This window comes from Legionella navarrensis (genome assembly GCF_052527415.1).
Map to the genome: position 1 here is coordinate 89,964 of NZ_JBNVZR010000009.1, position 23,872 is coordinate 113,835.

Genomic DNA, 23,872 nt, shown 5'->3' on the forward strand with positions numbered 1-23,872 from the left:
GAATCATGATTATTTTCATCGTATTTTTAGTAATAACGGCTCACATGTTTCTTATCTGGGTATGGTACCGGGTAACGAATAATCCATCGGTTGTTGATGTAGGCTGGGCTTCAGGTCTGACCCTGAGCGGACTTATTTATTTAAGCCAGAGCGCTGTGTCCGTGCGCACAGTCGTGTTTGGAACCGCTCTGGTGCTCTGGGGCCTGCGCCTTGGCGGCTATCTCTGGTGGACGCGCATCAGGCAAAAACATGTCGATAAACGCTACATGGCCCTGAGCCAGTCATGGACTGTTAAAAAGCCACTCGGTTTTTTTATTAATTTTCAATTACAGGGAGTATTTATCTTTGTTGTCTCGATATCCTGGTATTTTATTTCGTTAAATCCAGCACAGAATATCAGCTTTATAGAATTGGCAGGCCTTATTTTATTTACTTTTGCTCTGGCGATGGAAACACTGGCCGACTTACAGCTGCAACAATTTAAAAAAAGCCCATCAGGAAAAGTCTGCAATCAGAAATTATGGCGTTTAAGCAGACATCCCAATTGCTTTTTTGACTGGCTTGTCTGGTGCTCATTCACTTTTTTTGCCATATCGTCGCCCTATGGTCTGTTGAGCGTTATTTCACCGCTGGCACTTTATTTGATTATGGTACATATGACCATTCCTGTAACGGAAGGCGAATCGGTAAAGGCAAGGGGGCAGGCCTATATTGACTATCAATCAACAGTACCTGCATTCTTCCCCAGAATAAGGTTTTCTATAACCAGTAAACAAAGATAAACAGGAACAGCCAGACCACATCCACAAAGTGCCAGTACCAGGCAACCGCTTCAAAGGCAAAATGACGTTCCGGGGTAAAATGGCCGCGTTTGCAGCGAACGGTGATCACAATCAGCATGATGGTACCGATGGTCACGTGCAGACCGTGGAAACCGGTCAGCATAAAGAAGGTCGTGCCATAAATACCTGCGTCCAGAGTCAGATTCAGCTCCGTATACGCTTCATGGTACTCATAAGCCTGCAGACTCAAAAACAGGATACCCAGCAGAATGGTCAGCACCATGCCAATCAGTAGCTGCTTTTGTTTTTTTATCTTCAGGGCCCAGTGCGCCCAGGTAATCGTTACACCGGATGTCAACAGAATCAGCGTGTTGATCGCGGCCAGTCCCCAGGCACCCATAGCTTCCTGAGCGCCAACAAACTGCTGGTTATCAGGATTGGTCAACAGCGGCCAGGCGGCCTTGAAATCATTCCACAGCGTGATATGGGTGATGGGATGCATCTCGCCACCCAGCAAAGGCACCGACCAGAAACGCGCAAAAAACAAGGCACCAAAAAACGCACCAAAAAAACAGACTTCTGAAAAAATGAACCAGCACATGCCCCAGCGAAACGAGCGATCGACCTGAAGGTCGTAGAGGCCTTTGCCATTTTCATAAATCACCTGACCAAACCAGCCAAACATCATAAAGGTGAGAATGGCCAGACCCAGGGTGAATACGTAAGGGCCATACCAGTCATGATGAAGCCACGACGCAGCACCTACCAGGGTTGTGGTTAAACCGATAGACGCGACCAGGGGCCAGTGACTGGGCTTGGGGATGTAATAGGTGCCTTGAGCTCCCATGATGTTATTTTCTCCAGTTAGTAATATCCGTGCCGGACAGCAAGCTTAACGACCCGTCACATCAAACAGCGTATACGCCAGTGTAATGGTTTTGATTCCGGCCGGTAAGTCCGGATCAAGATGGAACAGCAAGGGCATGTCCATCGCTTCATGACCATTTAAGGTTTGTTGGGTAAAACAAAAACACTCCGTTTTTTTCAGATATTTTGCGGCGATTCCCGGTGTAATGCTGGGGATGGCCTGCACGGTCATCTGATGATTGCTCTGATTTTCAGCATAGAAAGCCAGGCGGGCAATTTCTCCCGGATGCACCGTTATCCGTTTGGTTTTCGGGTAAAAAGCCCAGTCCAGATTACTGTTTTTAGTCGCAACAAACTCAACAACAACATTGCGATCCTTGTTTACCTTCGCCTTGCTGGCATCGTAGGCAATGGGAGCCTTATTGGTTTTGCCATTTATACCCAACGTCTGGCACAGACTGTTGTATATTGGAACCAGTGCAAAACCAAAACCAAACATACCGACTACGATGGCTGCCAGTATCACGACCAGCCTGACATGACTTTTTACCACAACACGCCTCAGACTGAATTAATGGACAACAGGAGGCGTGGTGAAACTGTGATACGGCGGTGGTGAAGACAATGTCCACTCCAGACCGTGTGCACCTTCCCACACCTGCGCGCTCGCCTTCTTGCCGTGTCGTATGGTTCGGATCACGTTATACAGAAACAGCAGCTGAGAAAATCCAAAAATAAAGGCGCCAATCGAGGTGATCACATTAAAATTCGTGAACTGCAGCGCGTAGTCAGGAATCCGGCGCGGCATACCAGCCAGTCCCAGAAAGTGCATGGGGAAGAAGGTAATGTTCACAGATATTACCGATAACCAGAAATGCCATTTACCGAGACATTCGCTGTACATATGACCGGTCCATTTGGGCAGCCAGTAGTACGTTGCCGCAAACAGGGAGAATATAACCCCGGGAACCAGAACATAGTGAAAATGGCCGACTACAAAATAGGTATCCTGATACTGATAGTCAGCAGGAACCAGCGCCAGCATCAAGCCTGTGAAGCCGCCAATGGTAAACAAAAACACGAAGGCTATGGCAAACAGCATGGGCGTTTCAAAGGTCATCGCACCTTTAAACATAGTCCCTACCCAGTTAAAGACCTTGATACCCGTTGGTACTGAAATCAGCATGGTGGTGTACATGAAAAACAGCTCGGCCCCCAGGGGTACCCCGGTGGTGAACATGTGATGCACCCATACGATAAACGACAACAGCGCAATACTTACCGTTGCGTACACCATGAAATGGTAACCAAAGAGCTTTTTACGGCTGAAGGTTGGAATGATTTCAGAGATAACACCAAACGCAGGCAACACCAGAACGTATACTTCAGGATGCCCAAAGAACCAGAAAATGTGCTGGAACAATATAGGGTCGCCACCACCTGCCGCCTCAAAGAAGCTGGTACCAAAATGACGATCAGCCAGCATCATGGTAACGGCACCTGCCAGAACCGGCATGATGGCAATCAGCAGAAAAGCGGTAATCAGCCAGGTCCAGACGAACATTGGCATTTTCATCATGGTCATGCCGGGTGCGCGCATGTTCAGGATGGTAGCAATAATGTTAATTGAACCCATGATGGATGAGATCCCCATCATATGTACTGAAAAAATCATGAAATCAGTGCTGGGTGGAGCGAACTTCGTGGACAGAGGCGCGTACATTGTCCAGCCAAAGTTAGGGCCGCCGCCGGCATGAAACATGGTAGAGGCCAGAAGCGTAAAGGCAAAAGGCAGGATCCAGAAACTCCAGTTATTCAGCCTGGGCAGGGCCATATCCGGCGCACCGATCATCATGGGGATCTGCCAGTTGGCCATACCGGTAAACGCAGGCATCACCACACCAAAGAGCATGATCAGACCATGCATGGTGGTCATCTGGTTGAAAAAATTCGGATCAACAAATAAACGCCCGGGCTGAAACAGCTCTGCGCGAATCAGGAGCGCCATGGATCCGGCAACAAAAAAACTGATCATGGCCAGCCAGAGATACAGCGTACCGATATCTTTATGGTTGGTCGTGAACAGCCAGCGCTTTATGAAACCAATAACGCCTTTGCCCTGCTCAGGACCGTGATCATGCTCATGTGCCTCATCGTGGGCAGAACCGTGTGTAATTGCCTGACTCATTGTAACCCTCCAGCTTGAGCTTTTTTAACCATTTTTGGTTCCTGCACGTCGCCCTGACGTATCTTTGCAACGTCAGCAGGCTGCACCAGGTCACCCGTATTATTTTCCCAGGCATTTCGCTCATAGGTAGTAATTGCGGCCAGTTCTTCGTCTGTAAACTGATCTTTATATGCCTGCATGGCGGTACCTGGTACGCCATGAAGTATCATTTCAACGTGCCTTGATATCGGTTTTCCTACGGCCACGGAGCTGCCCTTGAGTGGCGGATACATGGGAGGAAGTCCTTTACCATTGACCTGATGACAGGCTGAACATACCTGATCGTATTTGGTTTTACCCAGCGTCATCAGCTCGTCTTTGGTCAGTGTTTTTTGTTCCTGTGCGTCGTCCCGGCTTATGTCGTATTGATCGATTGCCTTGGTCTGCTGTGCTACCCAGGTGTTGAACTCCTCATCACTCACCGCCTGCACCACGATCGGCATAAATCCATGGTTAATACCGCATAACTCCGTACACTGACCTCGATAAACGCCGGGCTTTTCTATGCTGGCCCACGCTTCGTGCATGAAACCCGGAATCGCATCACGTTTGACACCCAGTTCAGGAACCCACCAGGAGTGAATCACATCGGTGGAGGTAACCAGAAAACGTATTTTTTTATTCACTGGCACAACCAGCGGCTTATCGACTTCCAGGAGATACCATTGCCCCTTCTTCTCTTCATTCATGATTTGAGAGAACGGTGTCGAGAGGTTACTGAAATAACTGATGCCCTGATCCAGATACTGATATTGCCATTTCCATTGTGAACCAATGATTTTGATGGTGACATCCGAATCGTCGGTGTTGTCCATGTTCATCAGGACCCTGGTAGCAGGAACGGCCAGACCAACCAGAATCAAAAAGGGAATCACCGACCATACGATTTCAAGGCGTGGGTGATCATGAAAGGTTGCAGGCTGGTGCCCTTTTGATTTGCGGTGATAAATCAGGGAATAGATCATAACCCCGAATACCCCAACGCCGATAATGGCGCAGATCAGCATGGCAATCATATGCAGATCGTACATATCACGGCTGATGGGGGTTACCCCTTTGTACATATTCAGTTGCCAGTTATCGGTAGCAGCCATGGCTGGCAGCCCCATTAACAGCCCAGTCAGCGTGGCAAGTGTTCTACTTACCTGAAACCTGTTTAACATCCCCGTTCCTCACCTCATTGAAAGCCGGGGTAAACCCGGCCTGTCGTTACGTTTTGATTGGTAAAAATGGACCATCACCACAAACTATAGTTACCCTCGGTTTTGGATCGGCTCACCATGTACTTGATGGCCTCCAGCACTTCGCCCGTGGTGCACAGCTTACAGCCCCCATTGGCCGGATGAACGCCTCCCTTCATGGTGTCTTCAAGCAGCGTATCAATATTTTTGGCAATCAGTGGTTTCCATGCTTCCTTGTCGCCAATTCTGGGCGCACCGTTTTTGCCGTCGTTGTGACAGATGGCACAGCTTTCGTTGTAAATGTCGCGGCCGTTAGATGGAAATTTGGCGGCGCGGCCTGTAGATAAATCCAGCCACTGTGATCGTGACAGGGAGTTATTCAGAATATAATCCGTGGCAGCGATAATATCATTGTCAGAGCAGGTGACACAGGCGCCCTTGACCGGCATGCTGTTGTACCCGTTGATAGCGTGTCGGTAAAGTCCGGTCAGACCACTGCTTTTCAGACGTCGATACCAGTTGGCTCCGTCACCGTTCAGCGGTGCACTCATTTTTCCATCCTGATGGCAGATAATACAGGAGTTAATATAGACCTGTTTGCCGCGCTTAAGCGTGGGCTGTGCCTCGGAAGCAGGGACACCCAGGGGCTCCTCGCTGACTACGGTTTTCAGGTAGGTTGCGATGGCCAGGCGGTCATCGTCGGTCAGATGACTTAAGCTGTTGTGATTCACTTCAGCCATTGGTCCGGCAACGGGTCCGGCGCGATTAATCAGGTTGCCCTTGCCAAAAACATCGGCTACTTCGTAGTGGCTGGCAGTATGCAGGCCGTATTTGGTGATGTTGGGAGCCCAGTAGCCATCAATAAATCCACCAGTCAGGTAGTAACGGTTTTTAGGCGCGCCGAATACGTTTAGAGGAGTATGGCACATGCTGCAATGCCCCAGGGTATCCACGATGTATTTACCACGGTTCCAGGAGGGCGATTGCTCATTGTTGTAGACGAATTCATTGTCCTGCGGGAAAAAGAAGAGCATGTTCCAACCCCAGAGGGACATTCTGGCGCCAGGAATATTAAAGGGGAAAGGCAGGCTCTTGTTTTCCAGTTTGACCGGAGGAATGCTCATGAAGTAGGCATACAGCGCACGGGCATCGTCGTCGCTCATTTTGGAGAAATAGACATAGGGAAACACAGGGAAATAGTTGCGTCCCTTAGGATCACGCCCTTCTTTCAGTGCGCGGATAAAATCCTCTTCGCTCCAGTTTCCAATACCGGTTTCCTTATCAGGGGTAATATTGGGGCTGTAGAACGTGCCAAAAGGTGTTTCGATAGGCAGTCGTCCGGCGTAAGGTGGGGTTCCACCTTTCATATCGGTATGACAGGCAATGCAGTCACCCATTTTGGCCAGATATTCGCCACGCTCGATCAGTTTAGCCCGCTCGCCCGTTGCCGGCGTTGTAGCAGGGTAAGTTGGATAAACATCGGCAAGATACGGCTCGCTTATGGGTTGCGGAGCCTCTTCCGCAAAGGATCGGTTGTTGATGGTCATGGCCAGCAGCAACATAAAAACCAGTATTGCGTTGTTTTTCAACGAAGAGCGCACGCTCCCTCCTTAATCAAGTCGTTTCAGCCAGGGTCTGTGAACACGGGATGACGATAAAAATAATCCCGCATTTTATACTCCGTGCTGCCTAACTTGCAATCGTAAACAGGTTGATATCAGGCATTTATCTGTAAGATAATGAGCAGGTACCGGTTTTCAGCCCTTTTTAGAACGAGGATCGGGCTCTCGGTCCGTACAATTTGTTAATTTGAGATAAATATCATGCCGGTTTATTTTAATGGGTTGCTTCTTGGCCTGTCCCTGATCATGGCGCTTGGCCCGCAGAATATTTTTCTGATCCGTCAGGGCGCCAGGCGGCAGCACGCCCTGCTGTCTGCCTCCATCTGCTTTTTCTGTGACGTTATTTTGATTTGCGGCAGCATTGCCGGTCTGAATCAGGCGCTTGAGCATCATCCGGGCCTCAAAATCTGGATAACCTGGCTGGGCGCGTTGTTTCTGCTTTATTATGGTTGCAGCACCCTGAGAAACTGTTTTCGTAAGATCTCCGTTGACAGCACGGCAGTGGACGAGGCAACCAATCGGGTGAAAATTGTTCTGCTCGCACTGGGGTTTTCCCTGCTGAATCCACACGCCATCATCGACAGCCTGATCATTATAGGAGGCGGAAGCAGTCAGTTTCCCGGGCATGAGCAGGCATTTTTAATGGGGGTCCTGACGGCCAGCCTGCTCTGGTTCAGCTCGCTGACCTTCACGACCCACTATTTTTCAGATACCTTGTCCCGCGCCACCGTCTGGCGGCGCATTGAGTTGCTCAGTGGATGTCTGATGGTATTCCTGGGATTCAAACTGGGCCTGAGTCAGGGTTGACGGGAGACAGCCTGACTTATCGCAGGTACCGCTTTCGCCAACAGCTCCCGCAGGAACTCGGACAGGGTAGCCGATGCCGTCTCGCCATACAGGCGATAAGGCAGATTTTTCATCTGTTCACCAGCAGCCAGACTCGTCAGCCTGTTTTCGAAGTCAACCGGAATATCACTGCGCCTTGACTCCAGTGACAGCCGTGCTGGTCTTAAATCATCATGCGTCCAGGTAGCGATGGTTTTTGCTGTGACCCACGGGCCGAGGGTGCTGATGAGATCCTGCAACTGGGGCACGGCCAGCTTGTACCAGTAGTTTGCTGACCCAGCCGTCATGGTCCACTGATATACCTTAATCAATTCGTTCAATGCGTCACGATACTCAAGGTGTATGGGCCCACGTATACCCAGGTTGTACGATGCAATGCTGGCAGCTGCGATCGAGACAAGAACCAGAGGGAAGATGTACGCGCCTACGTACGCAATACCGCTGATGGCTGCCGCCATGGCAATCCGGTAATCGATATACATCAGGGCATTCAGTTTGCTGGTAAATTGATTAATGCTGTCGCTGACTACGCGCAGGTGCGTGGCATCCTTGTAATTAAATGCCGTTGAATAAACACTCGTCTCTATCGTGCGCACGCCTGCAGGGGCTGTCCAAAAACCCAAAACACCTTTTGCCGCAGTAAACATCGCCTGTCCTCCATCCATTGAAAGCATTGATTGTAATGTTCTTCAGGAGTTAAACAAGAGGAAACGGTATTTTTAATGTGGCTTTTTGCGGTAAAACGGAGAAATAGAAAGGGCCAATCAGTGTGTCGCCAATTGACCCAGTGGAATGACACATAGCAAGTCCAACCTCGCAGAGTGAATATCTCACAAACAAGGCAGGCTTGTCAATATTTATGCGATTAATACCCAGAGCTGTCTCATTAAAATTGATAAGAAGCTAATCAGTCAGCACGATCTACGCCCTTCTCCATTGAGGGAGACGGGCTGGGGATGAGGGTGCCGTACGGCCCTGGATGAATACCTGCCATCCCTGCGTTTATCACACCAAGGCCTTATAACCCGGAATACCGCCGGGATCATCAATGTCTATGCTGGCTGGAGAGAGGTACTGCCTGGCATAGGTCAGATATAGTTTTTCATGCATAAACACGTCAAACACATCGGGATCGATTTGGCCATCCAGCTTCATCTGCCCAAGAATGGCCAGAGATTGAGAGAGTGGCATGGCTTTTTTGTAAGGACGGTCGCTGGCTGTCAGGGCTTCAAACACATCGGCCACGGCTATGATACGGGACTGCAGGGGCATCTGGGCGCCAGTTAAACCGCGCGGATAGCCGCTTCCATCCATTTTTTCATGATGCGAGCCGGCAAATTCAGGCACTCGTGCCAGAACTTTCGGATACGGCAGCGAATCAAGCATGCGCCGGGTGACGACAACATGGTTATTAATAATGTCACGCTCGCGAATAGACAGGGTTCCTCTGTAAATGGTCAGATTAAGAACCTCATCGTCTGACAGCACCCCCTGATCGTCACCACGACTGTCTGACCATCGACGCTGGGCGATACGTGAAATACGCTCCATATCCTCCTCGGCTGTATTTTCCTTACCGACATTGCATACCCGGATGAAAGCGGCATCACGATCCAGATCGTCCAGCTGTCTCTGCAGCTCTCTGTCCGTTGATAAATCAATGCGCTCAAGACCATTTTGCGCAAGCCTTCTGCGCAGACTGGAGATAATGGCGTCTCGTTTCAAGACTTCAAAGCGCAAATCAATCAAATGAATACGATCGGAAATGGTTTCCAGCTTGGTGGCCTTGTCCACAACGTATTCCGGGGTGGTAATTTTGCCACAGTCATGCAGCCAGGCGGCGACGTCCAGTTCGTATTTTTCGTCATCGGTAAAACAAACGTCTTTCAGCGGGCCTTTATCAATACGACAGATCGCATCGGCTATCATATGGGCGATGACCGGCACCCTTAGACAATGACCTGCGGTGTAATGCGATTTTTCGTCAATGGCGCCGGCAATCAGCTGAATCAGGGAGTCAAACAGTTTTTTCTGAGCATCGATGAGGATACGATTGCTGATGCTGACTGCCGCCTGCGATGCCAGTGACTCGACCAGCTGTTGATCAAATGCCGAAAAGGACACGATGCGCCCGTCTTCCGGATCCCGGGCATTTATCAGCTGCAACACGCCGATGACGTCGTTGAGATGATCGACCATGGGCACAACAAGAAATGATTTGGATCGGTAGCCAAATTCCTGATCCCAGGCAATTGTGCCTGAAAAATCAAAGGCTGTTTCGTGGTAGGCGTCGTCAATGCTGACCGTCTGCTTAGTGGCCGCAACCCAGGTGGCAACCATATGGCTGTTCGGCGAACCATCTTCATTATATACAGGCAAGGGAGGCAGGGTGATTTTTTTTTCGCTGGTGCCGCCCACATGAAGCCCCAGCGATTCTGTGAACATGATTTCAAATTTCAGCAGCTGACCGGCGTCACAGAGGTAGATGGTCGCGGCGTCGGCGTGGGTCAGCTCCTGCGCCTTCGTTAGAATCATCTCCAGCAGGACATCAAGATTTTTCTCTGCAGACAAGGCAATACCAATGTCTGTTATCTGCCTGAACAAGGCGCTGTATTCACGTTTTGAATCATCCATTGTGCTGCCAGAAACACCCGGTATTACTTAAATTTTAGATGAGCACATAGCGATTAGCAAAAGCCTGAGGAAAAAATCTGCTGAATATTTCTGGATCTCTTGGTCAAGCTGTGTTAGCCTGATTACTCAATGCGTGACCGGGTTACAACAGGTCGCCAGTTTCAGGTTACCCTTAAATGTTGACAATCAACTGTGTGCTGCGGTAACCAACCTGGTAAATCGATAAACGAACTCTGTTGCTCACCATCGTACACGCGTATCACCTTTAATTATTATTAATTATCCCGGAAACCCCATTCGTTTAACCAACACATCAAGTGAGAAGTATGAATCTTAGAGAACTCAAGCAGTTACCTATTGCCGATCTGGTCAACATCGCGCAGGAAATGGGCGTGGAAAATACGTCCAGCAAACGCCGTCAGGACATTTTGTTTGCCATCCTGAAAGCACACGCCAGCAAGGGCGAAGACATCCTGGGCGGCGGTGTTTTGCAGGTATTACCGGATGGCTTTGGCTTTCTGCGCTCCGAAGACGACTCCTACCTGGCCGGCCCGGATGATACCTACGTTTCACCCAGCCAGATCCGGCGCTTTGGTCTGCGAACCGGCGATACCGTTTACGGCAAGATTCGTCCACCTAAAGACAGTGAACGCTATTTCGCACTGTTAAAAGTTGATGAAATCAACTTTGACAGCCCCGAAAGCATCAAACGTAAGATTTTATTCGAAAATCTGACCCCTCTGTTCGCTTCCAAACGCCTGATTATGGAACAGGGTAACGGCAGTACTGAAGATTTAACCGCCCGCGTTGTTGATCTGTGTGCGCCATTCGGACGTGGTCAGCGTGGTCTGATTGTATCTCCCCCGAAAGCGGGTAAAACCATCATGCTGCAAAACCTGGCTCATTCCATCGAAAAGAGCTACCCGGATTGTTACCTGATTGTTCTGCTGATTGACGAGCGTCCAGAGGAAGTAACCGAAATGCAGCGTTCGGTTAAAGGTGAAGTGGTAGCCAGTACCTTCGACGAGCCCGCCGAACGTCACGTGCAGGTCGCCGAAATGGTGATTGAGAAAGCCAAGCGCCTGGTTGAGCACAAGCGCGACGTGGTTATCCTGCTGGACTCCATTACCCGTCTGGCCCGCGCCTACAACACGGTTATCCCCTCATCCGGCAAGGTGCTCACCGGTGGTGTGGACGCCAATGCCCTGCAACGTCCGAAACGTCTGTATGGTGCTGCGCGTAATATCGAAGAAGGTGGCAGCCTGACCATCATTGCAACCGCTCTGGTCGATACCGGCTCTAAAATGGACGAAGTGATTTACGAAGAGTTCAAAGGTACCGGTAACATGGAAATCCACCTTAGCCGTAATATTGCTGAGCGTCGTGTATTTCCGGCGATTAACATTAATCGTTCTGGTACTCGCCGTGAAGATCTGCTGCTGAGTCCGGAGGATCTGCAGCGCACCTGGATTCTGCGTAAGATTCTGCAGTCGATGGATGAATCTGATGCGATTGAGTTCCTCATTGAGCACATGAAAAATCATAAGACCAATGCGGAGTTCTTTGAGGCTATGAAGCGTCAGGAATAGTTCATCACCTGATTTACCCCTGCCGGGGACGCCATAATATATCCCCAGCCAAGATCCGACGAGCGCCTGGTTTGCATAGTAAAAAACCAGGCCTCTCATTAAAGCTTACCAAAAACCACCCCAAAAAGATCGTTTATTTTACTGGCCGCATCAAGACTCTGACAGCCGTCAGTCCAGTCTGCGCTCTGTTCTCTCAATACCCCTGCAACTTAGGCCTGGCTTGGGCCAACCAGCTGTCATCATGGCATACCGGCACGACTGAAACCTTTTTTTTAGGCAGGGTTTGTTATTTACAAACACATTTGCCATAAGAGTGGCAGTTGAATTTTTCGTTACTTTCTGCTTAATATTAGTATTCTGCGGCGAACAGAAAGATAAGGAAATTGCCATGTTTGTGCCAGTGAAGGCGATAAATTTTAAGAACTTTAGACCGACAGGCGCAGCTCTGCCTCCGTCCGGGCATGCCGTTATGCAGGGCACCTACCTTGACGATCACAACGAAGCACAGTTCGGATTCTTAAAACCTATCGATTCCAAAACCTACCTGAGAATGCTGGCCTTGGGCAGCGTAGGCATCAGTGTCCATATGGAAATGTTCATGGGTGGGCAGGTTGCGCGCGATTACCTGGTCTACAAAGACAACAAAATTTACGGAACCTGCTCTAAAGGTCTGATTGAATTCACCTGCATGCTGGCCTTAGGTGAAAAAATTCCGACAGACGTGCAAAAAAGGGAACTGAGTTGCCCCCCTGCTGCCACCATGATGAACAAAGGCATGACAACAGCCCTGGTCGGATCTCTCCTGACCAACGATGATGACGCGCATAATGGCAATCTGGGCTGGGCGGTAATTAATGATGACGGCTGTGGCTTTGAGTACATGGACAGCGAACCTGAGGCAGACAGACTGGATGAGATGCATGCCAGGTCATGTTATATTTTAACGGATATTGGTTTTTATTATTTTAACAAGTCCGCTAAAAACCTCGAATTCATCCCAATGGAGCCCGAAAAACTCTCTGAGGTGCACGATTTTTTTTTGGAGATCGGGCGCAAAAAAAGACTATACGATTCGCAGCTTCGTCGCATCATCAAGCTGACCGAGCGCGTAGAAAAAGATAAGGATGGCCGTCCGGTTAAAGACAAAGACACCGGCAAAGACAAAATTATCAAGCATTTACCGGACGACATGATCCGATACGTTCTCATTGATCATGATTTACGCTACGCGGATGAATGGGCCGAAGCCTTGAAGTCTCTGCGCCTGGTCGACGGGATAATAAAGGAAGTACCTGCAAAAGCACTGGTTTTAAAAGGCAGCGACATTACAAATTTTCCTAATGTGTCTGGCAGAACCTTTTTTCCATCTTACTTAGTCCCCGGCAACGGGAACATCAGCAGAAGCTGTATGAACTATGCCAGCGTCAGGGATCTGGCACGTAACCCGGCCATTCAAACAGAACGAGGCTACGAATCATTCCAGCAACAGATGTTTTTCGAACATCTCAAATACCTGGTTACCTATGACCCCAGGGTGTACAGAGCCAGACTGGACGATAATCTTGGCGAGGAGCCACTGGACTTCATGTCCCTGCCGGAGGCTTCCATTGCAGCCCTGAGGAAAAGAGATATCCTCAATCAGCATAATTACCCCAGTCTGTATACCCAGGAGACCAACGAACGCCCCTTTGCGGAATATATGGTGAATCTGGTTCAGCAACATTATGATGTCGCCTATAAAAACACCGTATTTTATCCTGGCAGAGAAACAAACGAACACCAAGTCCCGGTGATGAGTTTTTACCAATACATACAAAACAACCCTTCAGCCTGGCGACGGATTTTAGACTGGGCCAATAATCAAAATGAAAAACAGGAAGGACAATGGTCATCTCCTGAAGCCTATTTTAACCCTGTCCGCCTGGAACAGCGTTATCACCAGATATGGCGCGACAGCCGTATCCTCATCATGCAGGAGTGTCTCTTTTTATGCAAAAAACTGTCGCGCAGACTGGCCAGCGAGTTACGCCTGGACTCACACACATTACCCAGCTCACCGGAGCCTATCAGACCAGACGCTCCTGAGCTGAAAGCAGCCTGGCCCTTGCTCAGTACGCTGTTTGGTTCTGATGATCTGACGCTTGAAACCGATTGCGCTCAGGACAGCAGTATGAAACAGGGCCTGATCCTGTTAAACCAGATGATCAGTGATTTGCGCCAATGTTGCAGCCAGTATTATGAATTACCAGCCGATCGCCTGAGCGACACTGTAAACAAGGTTCATGCACAAGCCATCAAAGGTATTCTGACAACCTATAAGAACAAAATTGCTGATTCTCTGAATAAAACTACCTTTGAAGAACCCTTCGATCGTATTTGCACCATGCTTATTCAGTATCATGCCCGCCTCGATTTCGCACTGCATCGTGAGGCCGCCAACCCTGAGCCAGGTCATATAACGCCGCTGCTCTATTCCAATCTTCTGTATCGAGAACACACGGACAAAGACGTAGTGGACAGTGCTCTAAAGACCCTGTTTGACTGGGCCAACAGCCTGGACGCAGAAGAATTCAGCCATTACATAGCCGAAATCATAGAACTGTATTATAAACCCGCCGATATCAATATCTTTTCCCCAAAATGCCGGGGTGAGGAAGTCGCAACTTACCTGAAAACCAGTCAGGAGAGCGGCGCGAACAAGCTGGCGAGGATTTTGTCCACCGGGGGAACCGAGCCTACATCGCTCAATACAAAAATAATCGAGCACCTGATGCCCTTAATGTTACAGGCTTCGATTGGCCGTGTGGATTGTAATCTGCACAGTCTGGAGCATGCGCGTCAGCACATGGAGTTCAACCTGAAGTATTACACCGAGCAGGCGATTGATTATGCCAGAGGCGACGCACGTTTCACCCATTTTTATTCGAATCGTTCCGTCAGACTGGTCAACGACGCATTGTATAACTGGGTTGATAAGATGAAACGCGATGAGTTCATACAGCTGATGAATCGTTTCATTGATAAATATGATAAAAAAATTTTTTTGTTTTTTAAAACCAGGCAACGAGGTGATGATGTCAGACCGAAACTTAAAGACCCGACGCAAAGCAATCGCCAGATTCTTGCCTATGTATTCGGTGGCGGGAAAACCAATGATGGCAGGCTGAGCACCATAGTATTCAAGGGCTTGTTAGAGCTTATGCAGACAATGATTCCGAGCAATCGCAAGGATGCGATGGAAGCATTGCGGAACGCCAAAACGGAAGATGCAATCAGAGAGGCTAAAGGTATTCTTGCGGAAACCCGGAGTGCCAGTAATGAATTTATATTGCAGATTCAACCTAAGAATTCTGATCATTTTCTGTATTTCCTGAAAACACTCAAAGACAATGCCGCGGCTTATTCCCTTGCGGATACACCAGCCTCACCCGCCGTCAGGCGCAGTATGACGTTCAGCAAGCCTGTCAGCATAACGGCACCTGGCAAAACAGCTTCCTCCCGGGTTTCGACATCACTGGGCAGCAGTTCCATGTTCAGTATACCCGTTATGCAGGCAAAGCCACCGGCAAGGCGTCTGACACCTGAGCCTGTTTTGTTGTCGGATAGCTCGGAGGACGACGCTATGTCTCTGTTCGGGGACGACGATATGTCTCTTTTCGGGGACGACGAAGCTCCCGTTCGTCTACGTCGTTAAAGACTGACCTCGTAGACATTGACGAGCGTTTTCGTCAATGTCTGCCAGCAGATCAGCCAGGCTATCCGCCAGCTCCTGCATGGCGTCAATGTCATATTGCTCCTGCTCGGACTGGCTGAGCAGACGGGCAAAATTCTCTTCACAATCATCCACGATAACACGTCTCTCGTCCTCTTCATCCACAGCATTGATGAGGAGCGCCAGGCGGTCTTCAACGGCTGTCTTTAACGATCCGAACAGGATTGAATCCTGATGGCCTGTGGGCCGCGCTGGTCTGCCGAGACAGCTGTCGTACAACAGCTTCAACACAATCAGAACGAGTGGAACAGTTACAAAAACACCCAGAAAAACGAGGCCGATCAGATGATTGTCTGCCTGACGGGAGGGCTCAGAGAGGGCGCAGTCTTTTTCGCAATATCCAGAATCAAGCATGCCGGCGGGTGCGCAGTTCAAGGATGTTGATCCGCCCAGTGGCAGCGATACAGGCGTCCAGACCACTGCGTTGAAGACCGGCGCCGACCTGTCCGCGTCCACTCTTGCGGGCATCTCTTCAACCGGTGAGATTAAGGACAAGGCGGGATGCGGCTGCCCTTCCAGGGCCCGCTGCCGGCCAACCCAGGCGTGCATGGACAGCATCAGGGAATCGATCTGCTGCCTGGTTGTGTCGATGAGCTGTAATTCGGCGGAGGGCTGCTGATGCAAATGCTGCATCAACTGATTAACATATGTGGATAAGGCCGCATTCGCCGCCTGAAAATCACCCGGAAAAAGAGAAAAACGAGCGAGATTGTCCTGATTACTTACGTATTGTTTAATCAGCTTTTCGCGATTGCCGATCCAGGTATCCCACCAGCCCAGATTCTGCCGGTCCTGCATGTATTGATGATAAATCTGAGTATTAACGTCCTGAATGCGGACAATGTGTGCCTGAGAGCGCTGAATAAACTGATCGATCGTTTGCAGTAAATCCATCATTTGCTCGCGAAATGTAACCAGCGTGAAGACCTCGCCGGCCTGCTCGAGCACATGAATCAGCTGATCAATAATGTGTTGAAAGCGAAGAATTTCCTGCAGATCAGCGATACTTCGAGCATAAGCATCTTTGGCGTCCTGATCCAGCTGCTCAATAAAATGCACCCCGGGGCAATGGCTCAAATCCTCAGCTCTCAGCTCCAGTGAAGGCAGCTCCCCACCGGCGGTCACAGCCGTCGACTGAGCACAGGATTTTGCCATCAGAACGGGAAATCCCAGGACCTGGCTGCCTGCGAGTTCATGGTCAGAGAAGGACTCCCAATAGGGATGAGGATTCACTTCATCACGGGAAAAAGCGTAATGAAGCAAGGTATGGCGCATTTCACCAATCTGGTTAAGCTGTTTCCTGACATCCTGGAAATGCTGCCTCAATTGACGAGACTGTATCTGCTGCCTGATGTCTGTATTAACCACCTGATCCATACTGTAGCGGCAATCGGCCAGAAAGAGACGATCACTGCCTTCGGTATAGGGCACATGAATTTCTACCGCCCGCACATACTGCTGCAACAGCTGCACTTGCCCGGCAACGTAGTCTGCCCGCTCAATCATGGCCAGCTGCCTGAGCATGCGCGCCAGATCCAGCAGTACGTAATTGACCGGCTGATTAAGATATTCTGGCTGCAGACGGCTGTTGCGGAACAGGAGGTAATCACCAATGGTGCGCGTGAGCGTACTCAGACCGACCCAGTTCAAACGGTCAGTCGGCACCAGCCCAATATGAAAATCGGTTTCGCTCAGGCTGTGTCTGGGCTGAAATTCAGCGGCATACAGCCAGGAGTTTTCGTTGACGTTATCCAGGGCGAGTGAGGCATCGGCGTCAAACCAGGAGCTGGCGCCCTGCAGTAAATCGGCGCTGATACCGCTGCTTTGCCGAATCGTAATCACGCGCTCTCGAAACAGCAGCTCGTCTTGAGTGTAGCAACGCTCATGATGCAGGATGGCCGAAAAAAAACCGAATCGAGCACGGTTCGGCATGGCCCGGTAGCTTACTTTGTAATGCCCTTCGCGCATAATCCTCTCTCCCGGTGACAACAGTTTATGAAGTACTGGAAAGCAGGCACACGTGATTTTACACAGGAAAAATCAACGCCAGTAATTAATTAGCCACATAATTTCCTTTTTGTAAATGGCAATAGGGCCTGGATACAGGTATTATGCTCTTTCGTGAAAAATAACCCGATTTTATATGCTGAATGACTCCTGTAAAACGCTCGTTCATTATCTGCTGCCCAAACACGCGCTGACGCGTTTTGCCGGATTCATGGCCGACCTGAAAACACCTGCGGTAAAAAATTACCTGATTCGCGACTTTCTCAGCCGATACGATGTCAACATGAGCGAAGCGCTTGAAGAAGATCCCACGCGCTACGCCTGTTTCAACGATTTTTTCATCCGACGCTTAAAGCCGGGCATAAGACCCATTGCCGATTGCGACATCGTATCGCCTGTGGATGGCACCATCAGCGAAATTGGTCGCATCAGCGAGGGTCAGCTGATTCAGGCCAAGGGCAAAACCTATTCGGTTGAGGAGTTCCTGGCCTGTGACAGGTCATTGAGCGATCAGTTTCTTAACGGCCAGTTTGCCACGCTGTACCTGTCGCCCAAAGATTATCACCGCATTCATATGCCGATAGCGGCCAGCCTGCGCAGCATGATCCATGTTCCGGGTCAATTGTTTTCCGTACAGCCCTTAACGGCCCGCTGTATTCCACGCCTGTTTGCCCGCAACGAACGTCTGGTCGTTTTCTTTGACACCGCCGCCGGCCTGATGGCCATGGTACTGGTCGGCGCCACCATCGTCGGCGCAATTGGCACAAGCTGGCATGGTGACCTGCAACGAGCCAGCAAGCCCCGTCATTTTGACTATCAGAACAGCGAACCGGTTAATCTGGCTCAGGCCGATGAAATGGGTTATTTCAAACTGGGATCGACCGTGGTTCTGTTGTTTGCAGATGGGGAACAGGTCCAGTGGGAAGACGAGCTGAAAGCTGGAACCAGTATACGTTATGGTCAGGCTCTGGCAGGAATAAGGAACGGCCCGGCTGATTAAGCCACTCTTATTCATTTAGAGGCGAATGCCCCCTCGAGGTGACGCATAAAAAAGCCAAATAGCTCTACATATGCTATATTTATATTGGAAAAACAATAAGTAGTACTGTTTCTGTTTAGTTTTGACATGTAAGTGTCATCCCCGCGCAGGCGGGGACGACACATGTCAAAACTAAATGGAAATAGTAGTAGCTGATATGGGCAGAGTTTTCAGTCTTACCGTTGTTAATATTCTGCTTGATGTGCTGGCAGAGCTGTACGTGAATTTTGTCGATACAGGGATTCACCAAAGGTTTTAACGCGGGCTTTTACGGTAAACGTGGTGATGGCTGTTGTGCCATGCTGCCACGTGATAAAAACCGTACTGCATTAGGTAACTGACTGATTTAAGGTAAACATGGAACTCTCGATCAAGCGGGATAATAATTTAAAGTTTTTTTTCCTCTTTCTGTCGATATTTTTAGTCAGCCTGCTCGGCTGTCTGTTTATGTTACGATATATCGCTGAAGAAGGGATCCGCTACGCCAACATTCGTTATCAATCCTACGTACTGGCAACAGAACTGCGCCAGAGCTCCGATGATCTGACCAAAATGGTACGGCTGTACGTCGTCACCGGTGAAAAAAAATACCGTGATTATTATAACGAAATTTTGAGCATCCGCGAAGGAACCTCCCCGCGTCCCCGCGATTACAATCAAATATACTGGGATCTGGTAACGGATGACAAACGGCCTACGGCCTTTGGGCCTGCAGAATCTGAAAAATCCCTGATGTTGAAGATGGATTTCACCATGCATGAGTTTGACCTCTTATCGGAAGCCAGTCATCTCAGTGAGGCATTAACTAAAATGGAAATTCTTGCCATGAATGCGCGTGAAGGCAAATTTGATGATGGCTCTAGTGAATTTTCTATTCATGGCAAGCCTGATATTGAGCTCGCTGAAGACCTGGTTTTTGGTGACAAATACATGGAACTGAAAGCCGAAATCATGCAACCTATTCAAGATTTCTATTATTCTGTAACAGAGCGCACCAAAGCCATGACTCAACTACTTGAGTCAAGGATAAAAAAAATCATTAATGTGGCTATTATATTTGCTGTTCTGTCGACGCTTTTTATGCTTATTTCGATTTACAAGGCGTTCAAATCCTTATCAAGGGCTAATAACGAGAACGATATCCTGTTGTTAAATATCCTCCCTTCATCGATTGTATCGCGCTTAAAAAAAGGAGAGGAAGATATTGTTGACGAATATCCCCAGGCAAGCATTCTGTTTGCAGATATCGTGAACTTTACAAGCCTGACAAGGCAATTGGGAGCAAAAGATATGGTCAATCTTTTGAATCACCTTTTTGATGAATTTGATGCGTTATTGGTAGAATATAACATCGAGAAAATTAAAACGATTGGTGATAATTACATGGCCGTTTCAGGGATTCCCAATGAATCAACCAATCACGCCTCAAAACTCGCAAATTATGCGCTTACCATGGTGAAAAAACTGAAGGAATTCAACATGATGTATAAGCAAAATATACAGTTGCGCATAGGAATGAGCAGCGGTTCTGTCATCGCCGGTATCATCGGGCGTAAAAAATTTGTTTATGATGTCTGGGGTAATGTCGTTAATCTCGCCAGTCGATTAGAAACGGTCTCTGAGCCAGACGAGATCCTTGTTTCGGAAAAAATGGCCATGCTGCTCGAAGACGATTTTATTCTTGAGCCTCGCGAACCGATAGAACTGAAAGGCCTCGGCAGCGTCAAAACATGGAAGTTGAAGGGTAAAAAATCGGGTAATCTGATTAGCTTCAGCAAAGCTTCGGATGGATTACCGGCCGAGATAAGTCAATGATGGCGCAAGCGTCGCTTTAAGCAGCCGCCAGGCAGATTTATTACAACAAAATGGTTCATGTCATTGGAGGATTAGCTGCCGATTTATTATGAGAGACAAAATACCTCATCGTGCTGGCTACCGAGTTAGTCTTTGCTCACAATTGGCATTAAAGATTTCTTAAAATCCCTTTGCGTAGAGTGTTTTTATGCATGTGAGTAGATCTGCCAAGGCGACCAAGCAGCTGTACTCACATGTTCAGAACGATTTTCTTACTTCAACATTTTTTTTACTTTGTTATACTCGATGGCTGTCATGCCACGATAATGGTCCTTTTTATTGGCCATAATGCCTTCCGCGCTGTACCTGCTCTCGCGGCTACGCAGAAATCCCCGGATTATTTCCTGAGACTCCAGATTTAAAAGCGATGAGCCAGTGTTCTCAAGCCCGATTGACAATGGCCCGAGAAAATAACTATCGAGGTCAGAATCATTTGCTGCCATGAGTTCGTCAACGATTGACTGGATATACAAGGTCTGCAGCCTGGGTGATTTGAACGCCAGCAAGTATTTGGTTTGAATCGACGCAACATGGTTTGTCTGAGTCAGCGCCGCATTAATTCTATCGAGGTTTGCTACCACTTCGTCGGCGGAATGGCTGTCAACGTATCCTTGTACACCTCGCTCGGCCTGCTTCTGTGTCAGTTTATCCGACTGTAAAACGAGCTCAAAAAATCTACGGATTTTTTCCATATCTTCCGTTTTTGGAGATTTATTCCGAACATTATACTGAAAATAAAGGTACATGCGGCTTACAATCGTATCGATCATTTCCGGATCCCTCTCGACGGCAAACATACGTATCAACTCATCAATAATGCCGGGCATTGCATCTTGTGCAATCGCCGTGTCCAACATGAACTGCCTCTTTTCAATCTTTACATCCGGATTTTTAGCAAATTCCATCTGAGAATAAGGCACCTCATATGAAACATAATTTGTCGCGGGGGTATCTACGATCATTTGCATATCCTCGATGTTCATCGTATTAAGTTCATCAACGGTTATATCAGCAGTCGTTTTGCCTTTCAAGCCGGGATTACGACTGTTCAAGAATGGCCCTGACAGCAAGCGGTCATTAAATCGTGGAGCCGCATTGAACATGGCGGCTGGCGACATGGAGCCGTGATATAAGTCCCATCCACCATATAAATAAATCCAGTATACAAAGGTATCACATCGCCATTTGCCCGGATAAAAAATTGCACCTGTCTTTGGATTTCCTGCACCCGGTTTGTAATCCGTAGTAATAGTGTACTCTGCCCCCCACCATCTCTGGTGGTTAGCTTCTACAAGCATACGATAACCTTGCTGATCGTATGTCGCAACGCCCCATTTCGAACCCCAGTATTTCGAACGTCGCGCAAAGTCGGTAGTGTAATTTATTTGAATAACAATGGGTTCATTCAAAACCTCAATAACCATGGAGGCATGCTGTGGCATACCTGCGGCTGAAGTCATGCTTTCAGTAGCTATCCCCAAGTGCCCAACCCAGCCCATAATATCGCTTTGAAGATCACGCCCCATAATATCACCGGGCCATGTTTCTTTTCCAGCGGCATTTGAGGTTGCAGTGTTGGCTAAAAGAATGCAGCACAATATTATTTTTTTAATTTTCATTATAATTTCCTTAATAACTTCCTTGTCTGAACCGAGAGGTATGGACTGAACGACACAGAAGCTTTTTATGCGATGCGCTGTTTACAGCATGTCAGCTCCTCACCGCCCAAAATTGCGATATTCAGACGATTGCGAGAAAAGCGAGCGAATCATACGCACATAGCATCAGCAAATCAATCCTTGCTCGAGAAATTAAGGGGGAGGCCTTTGACTTACTCGATCAATAGATTTGTCTCTATGGGAAATCTTTAATACCAATTCAGAGCAAAGTCTATCTCATTAGCCAGAAAGATATTTACCATCAAGCCTTGATAAGATCGCACCTTTCTGGCAATTTGAATCCCGTTTTTTTCATTTATCCAATTGAAGAAAGATTCAATGGGTTGACACACTTGTGAAATGGCTGTCGATAGTCAGTGTTTGCAGATAAAAAATACAATGATATTCATTCAACTCCCCAGTCCACGATGCGGATCCATCTTAATTTTAGTAATTTAAAAGCTTTCGCATCATAGGTGGACCGGCTTATATTTCAATTTGGTGGTTTATTTTCGGATATGGATGGGTATGCAATATAATCCAGCATTCCCCGGGAACTTAAGAAGGATAGCTGATTATGCACGACATCATATGCCCACACTGTAGCAAAGCGTTCAAAATTGACGAGGCTGGGTATGCCGAGATTCTTAAGCAGGTTCGTGACAGGGATTTTGAACAGCAGCTGCACGAGCGGCTTGAATTGGCCGAAAAAGATAAACGCTATGCCGTTGAGCTGGCCACCACCAGAATCACCAGTGAGCTGGAGAAGGTGACTGCCGCCAGGGATGCGGAGATCAGGGAATTAAAGGCCCGGCTTGACGCTGGCGAAGTCCGACAAAAGCTGGCCATAACCGAAGCGCTGAGCAACCTTGAGAAAGAGCGGGATAAACTGAAACATGATGTCATGCAAATGCGGCTTGAAAGGCAGCTCGTTGAGCAGTCGCTTAAAGAGAGATACGAAATACAGATTAAGGATCGTGAAGGCGAGATCGAACGCCTCCGAGACATGAAGGCGCGCCTGTCAACCAAAATGGTTGGCGAAACCCTCGAGCAGCATTGTGAAACGGAGTTTAACCGCATACGGGCAACGGCATTTCCCAGGGCATATTTTGAAAAGGACAACGACTCCCGCTCGGGCAGCAAGGGCGACTATATCTTTCGTGATTTGGATGAAGCTCAGACGGAGATCGTTTCTATCATGTTTGAGATGAAAAACGAAAGCGACGAAACAGCCACCAAAAAGAAAAACGAAGACTTCCTTAAAGAGCTGGACAAAGATCGAAATGAAAAAAACTGTGAGTACGCGGTTCTGGTGTCACTTCTTGAACCAGACAGTGAGCTGTACAACACGGGTATTGTTGATGTTTCTCACCGTTACCGAAAAATGTACGTCGTTCGACCACAGTTTTTCATACCCATCATTACCCTGCTGCGAAATGCTGCTCAGAATTCACTGAATTACAAAAAGGAACTCGCGCTGGTGAAAGAGCAGAATATTGATATCACCAATTTCGAAAATGAACTTAATGCGTTTAAGACTGGCTTCGCGCGCAATTATGAACTGGCATCGCGAAAATTTAAAACGGCCATTGAGGAGATAGATAAAACGATTGACCATCTCCAGAAAACTAAGGACGCCCTGCTTGGTTCTGAAAATAATCTTCGTCTTGCTAACAACAAAGCCGAAGACTTGACTGTTAAGAAGCTGACCAGAGGTAATCCTACCATGGCCGCAAAGTTTGCGGAGCTTAAGGACGATGAGCTCTAGTGCCTTGTAAACATTAAATACAGGAG

16 protein-coding genes are annotated in these 23,872 nt (G+C 48.4%); 7 read left to right on the forward strand and 9 right to left on the reverse strand.

The features are described from left to right. Positions 1 to 5 precede the first annotated feature (5 nt). Positions 6 to 782 (forward strand): DUF1295 domain-containing protein, encoded by a 777-nt coding sequence (locus tag ACQUTA_RS07145; RefSeq protein ID WP_444987542.1) that lies wholly within the window; start codon positions 6 to 8, stop codon positions 780 to 782. Here the strand turns inward: ACQUTA_RS07145 and ACQUTA_RS07150 are convergent. The 5 genes from ACQUTA_RS07150 to ACQUTA_RS07170 all read right to left on the reverse strand — a co-directional run bounded on the left by ACQUTA_RS07150 (position 760) and on the right by ACQUTA_RS07170 (position 6,619). Further along, complete coding sequence (locus tag ACQUTA_RS07150) at positions 760 to 1,629, reverse strand: cytochrome c oxidase subunit 3 (RefSeq protein WP_444987543.1); 870 nt, start codon at positions 1,627 to 1,629, stop codon at positions 760 to 762. The genes ACQUTA_RS07145 and ACQUTA_RS07150 overlap by 23 nt on opposite strands. 45 nt (positions 1,630 to 1,674) lie before the next feature. After that, positions 1,675 to 2,202, reverse strand: a complete 528-nt coding sequence (locus ACQUTA_RS07155) for a cytochrome c oxidase assembly protein (protein WP_444987544.1) — start codon at positions 2,200 to 2,202, stop codon at positions 1,675 to 1,677. 18 nt (positions 2,203 to 2,220) lie between these two features. Next, the gene (ctaD, locus tag ACQUTA_RS07160) at positions 2,221 to 3,837 is read right to left on the reverse strand and encodes a cytochrome c oxidase subunit I (protein ID WP_444987545.1); all 1,617 of its coding nucleotides are present in this window, start codon (positions 3,835 to 3,837) and stop codon (positions 2,221 to 2,223) included. Next, positions 3,834 to 4,985, reverse strand: a complete 1,152-nt coding sequence (gene coxB / locus ACQUTA_RS07165) for a cytochrome c oxidase subunit II (RefSeq protein WP_444987559.1) — start codon at positions 4,983 to 4,985, stop codon at positions 3,834 to 3,836. The genes ctaD and coxB overlap by 4 nt, the downstream gene beginning before the upstream one ends. 128 nt (positions 4,986 to 5,113) lie before the next feature. Then, a complete protein-coding gene (locus ACQUTA_RS07170; RefSeq protein WP_444987560.1) occupies positions 5,114 to 6,619 on the reverse strand; it encodes a c-type cytochrome in 1,506 nt (501 codons plus the stop codon). A 261-nt stretch (positions 6,620 to 6,880) separates the two neighbouring features. Between ACQUTA_RS07170 and ACQUTA_RS07175 the strand changes: the two genes are divergently transcribed. Then, positions 6,881 to 7,486, forward strand: a complete 606-nt coding sequence (locus ACQUTA_RS07175; protein ID WP_444987546.1) for a LysE/ArgO family amino acid transporter — start codon at positions 6,881 to 6,883, stop codon at positions 7,484 to 7,486. Here the strand turns inward: ACQUTA_RS07175 and ACQUTA_RS07180 are convergent. Together ACQUTA_RS07180 and ACQUTA_RS07185 are read right to left on the reverse strand one after the other, a co-directional pair. Then, positions 7,477 to 8,172: a hypothetical protein gene (locus ACQUTA_RS07180; RefSeq protein ID WP_444987547.1), complete on the reverse strand. Its 696-nt coding sequence runs from the start codon at positions 8,170 to 8,172 to the stop codon at positions 7,477 to 7,479. The genes ACQUTA_RS07175 and ACQUTA_RS07180 overlap by 10 nt on opposite strands. A 358-nt stretch (positions 8,173 to 8,530) precedes the next feature. Continuing rightward, entirely contained in the window at positions 8,531 to 10,159 is a 1,629-nt protein-coding gene (locus tag ACQUTA_RS07185) for an HD domain-containing phosphohydrolase (RefSeq protein ID WP_444987548.1), read from the reverse strand. A gap of 326 nt (positions 10,160 to 10,485) precedes the next feature. Between ACQUTA_RS07185 and rho the strand changes: the two genes are divergently transcribed. Then, positions 10,486 to 11,748, forward strand: a complete 1,263-nt coding sequence (gene rho / locus ACQUTA_RS07190; protein ID WP_444987549.1) for a transcription termination factor Rho — start codon at positions 10,486 to 10,488, stop codon at positions 11,746 to 11,748. Between the two features lie 388 nt (positions 11,749 to 12,136). Next, positions 12,137 to 15,442, forward strand: a complete 3,306-nt coding sequence (locus ACQUTA_RS07195; RefSeq protein ID WP_444987550.1) for a hypothetical protein — start codon at positions 12,137 to 12,139, stop codon at positions 15,440 to 15,442. Here the strand turns inward: ACQUTA_RS07195 and ACQUTA_RS07200 are convergent. After that, entirely contained in the window at positions 15,431 to 17,488 is a 2,058-nt protein-coding gene (locus tag ACQUTA_RS07200) for a hypothetical protein (RefSeq protein WP_444987551.1), read from the reverse strand. The genes ACQUTA_RS07195 and ACQUTA_RS07200 overlap by 12 nt on opposite strands. Positions 17,489 to 17,663: 175 nt before the next feature. Between ACQUTA_RS07200 and asd the strand changes: the two genes are divergently transcribed. Both asd and ACQUTA_RS07210 read left to right on the forward strand, forming a co-directional pair. Further along, positions 17,664 to 18,527, forward strand: a complete 864-nt coding sequence (gene asd, locus ACQUTA_RS07205; protein WP_444987552.1) for an archaetidylserine decarboxylase — start codon at positions 17,664 to 17,666, stop codon at positions 18,525 to 18,527. Between the two features lie 396 nt (positions 18,528 to 18,923). Further along, positions 18,924 to 20,381: an adenylate/guanylate cyclase domain-containing protein gene (locus ACQUTA_RS07210; RefSeq protein ID WP_444987553.1), complete on the forward strand. Its 1,458-nt coding sequence runs from the start codon at positions 18,924 to 18,926 to the stop codon at positions 20,379 to 20,381. A gap of 251 nt (positions 20,382 to 20,632) precedes the next feature. Here the strand turns inward: ACQUTA_RS07210 and ACQUTA_RS07215 are convergent, their stop codons facing one another. Then, positions 20,633 to 22,039, reverse strand: coding sequence for a hypothetical protein (locus tag ACQUTA_RS07215; protein WP_444987554.1), 1,407 nt, complete (start codon positions 22,037 to 22,039; stop codon positions 20,633 to 20,635). Positions 22,040 to 22,655: 616 nt separating this feature from the next. Between ACQUTA_RS07215 and ACQUTA_RS07220 the strand changes: the two genes are divergently transcribed. Next, positions 22,656 to 23,846, forward strand: a complete 1,191-nt coding sequence (locus ACQUTA_RS07220) for a DUF2130 domain-containing protein (protein ID WP_444987555.1) — start codon at positions 22,656 to 22,658, stop codon at positions 23,844 to 23,846. Positions 23,847 to 23,872: the final 26 nt, after the last annotated feature.

Excerpts from the sequence above, each read along its gene's own strand:
- ACQUTA_RS07145 (WP_444987542.1), top strand. The coding sequence starts at position 6 with ATGATTATTTTCATCGTATTTTTAGTAATAACGGCTCACATGTTTCTT.
- ACQUTA_RS07150 (WP_444987543.1), bottom strand. The coding sequence starts at position 1,629 with ATGGGAGCTCAAGGCACCTATTACATCCCCAAGCCCAGTCACTGGCCC.
- ctaD (WP_444987545.1), bottom strand. The coding sequence starts at position 3,837 with ATGAGTCAGGCAATTACACACGGTTCTGCCCACGATGAGGCACATGAG.
- coxB (WP_444987559.1), bottom strand. The coding sequence starts at position 4,985 with ATGGGGCTGCCAGCCATGGCTGCTACCGATAACTGGCAACTGAATATG.
- ACQUTA_RS07170 (WP_444987560.1), bottom strand. The coding sequence starts at position 6,619 with ATGTTGCTGCTGGCCATGACCATCAACAACCGATCCTTTGCGGAAGAG.
- ACQUTA_RS07175 (WP_444987546.1), top strand. The coding sequence starts at position 6,881 with ATGCCGGTTTATTTTAATGGGTTGCTTCTTGGCCTGTCCCTGATCATG.
- ACQUTA_RS07180 (WP_444987547.1), bottom strand. The coding sequence starts at position 8,172 with ATGTTTACTGCGGCAAAAGGTGTTTTGGGTTTTTGGACAGCCCCTGCA.
- ACQUTA_RS07185 (WP_444987548.1), bottom strand. The coding sequence starts at position 10,159 with ATGGATGATTCAAAACGTGAATACAGCGCCTTGTTCAGGCAGATAACA.
- rho (WP_444987549.1), top strand. The coding sequence starts at position 10,486 with ATGAATCTTAGAGAACTCAAGCAGTTACCTATTGCCGATCTGGTCAAC.
- ACQUTA_RS07195 (WP_444987550.1), top strand. The coding sequence starts at position 12,137 with ATGTTTGTGCCAGTGAAGGCGATAAATTTTAAGAACTTTAGACCGACA.
- ACQUTA_RS07200 (WP_444987551.1), bottom strand. The coding sequence starts at position 17,488 with ATGCGCGAAGGGCATTACAAAGTAAGCTACCGGGCCATGCCGAACCGT.
- asd (WP_444987552.1), top strand. The coding sequence starts at position 17,664 with ATGCTGAATGACTCCTGTAAAACGCTCGTTCATTATCTGCTGCCCAAA.
- ACQUTA_RS07210 (WP_444987553.1), top strand. The coding sequence starts at position 18,924 with ATGGAACTCTCGATCAAGCGGGATAATAATTTAAAGTTTTTTTTCCTC.
- ACQUTA_RS07215 (WP_444987554.1), bottom strand. The coding sequence starts at position 22,039 with ATGAAAATTAAAAAAATAATATTGTGCTGCATTCTTTTAGCCAACACT.
- ACQUTA_RS07220 (WP_444987555.1), top strand. The coding sequence starts at position 22,656 with ATGCACGACATCATATGCCCACACTGTAGCAAAGCGTTCAAAATTGAC.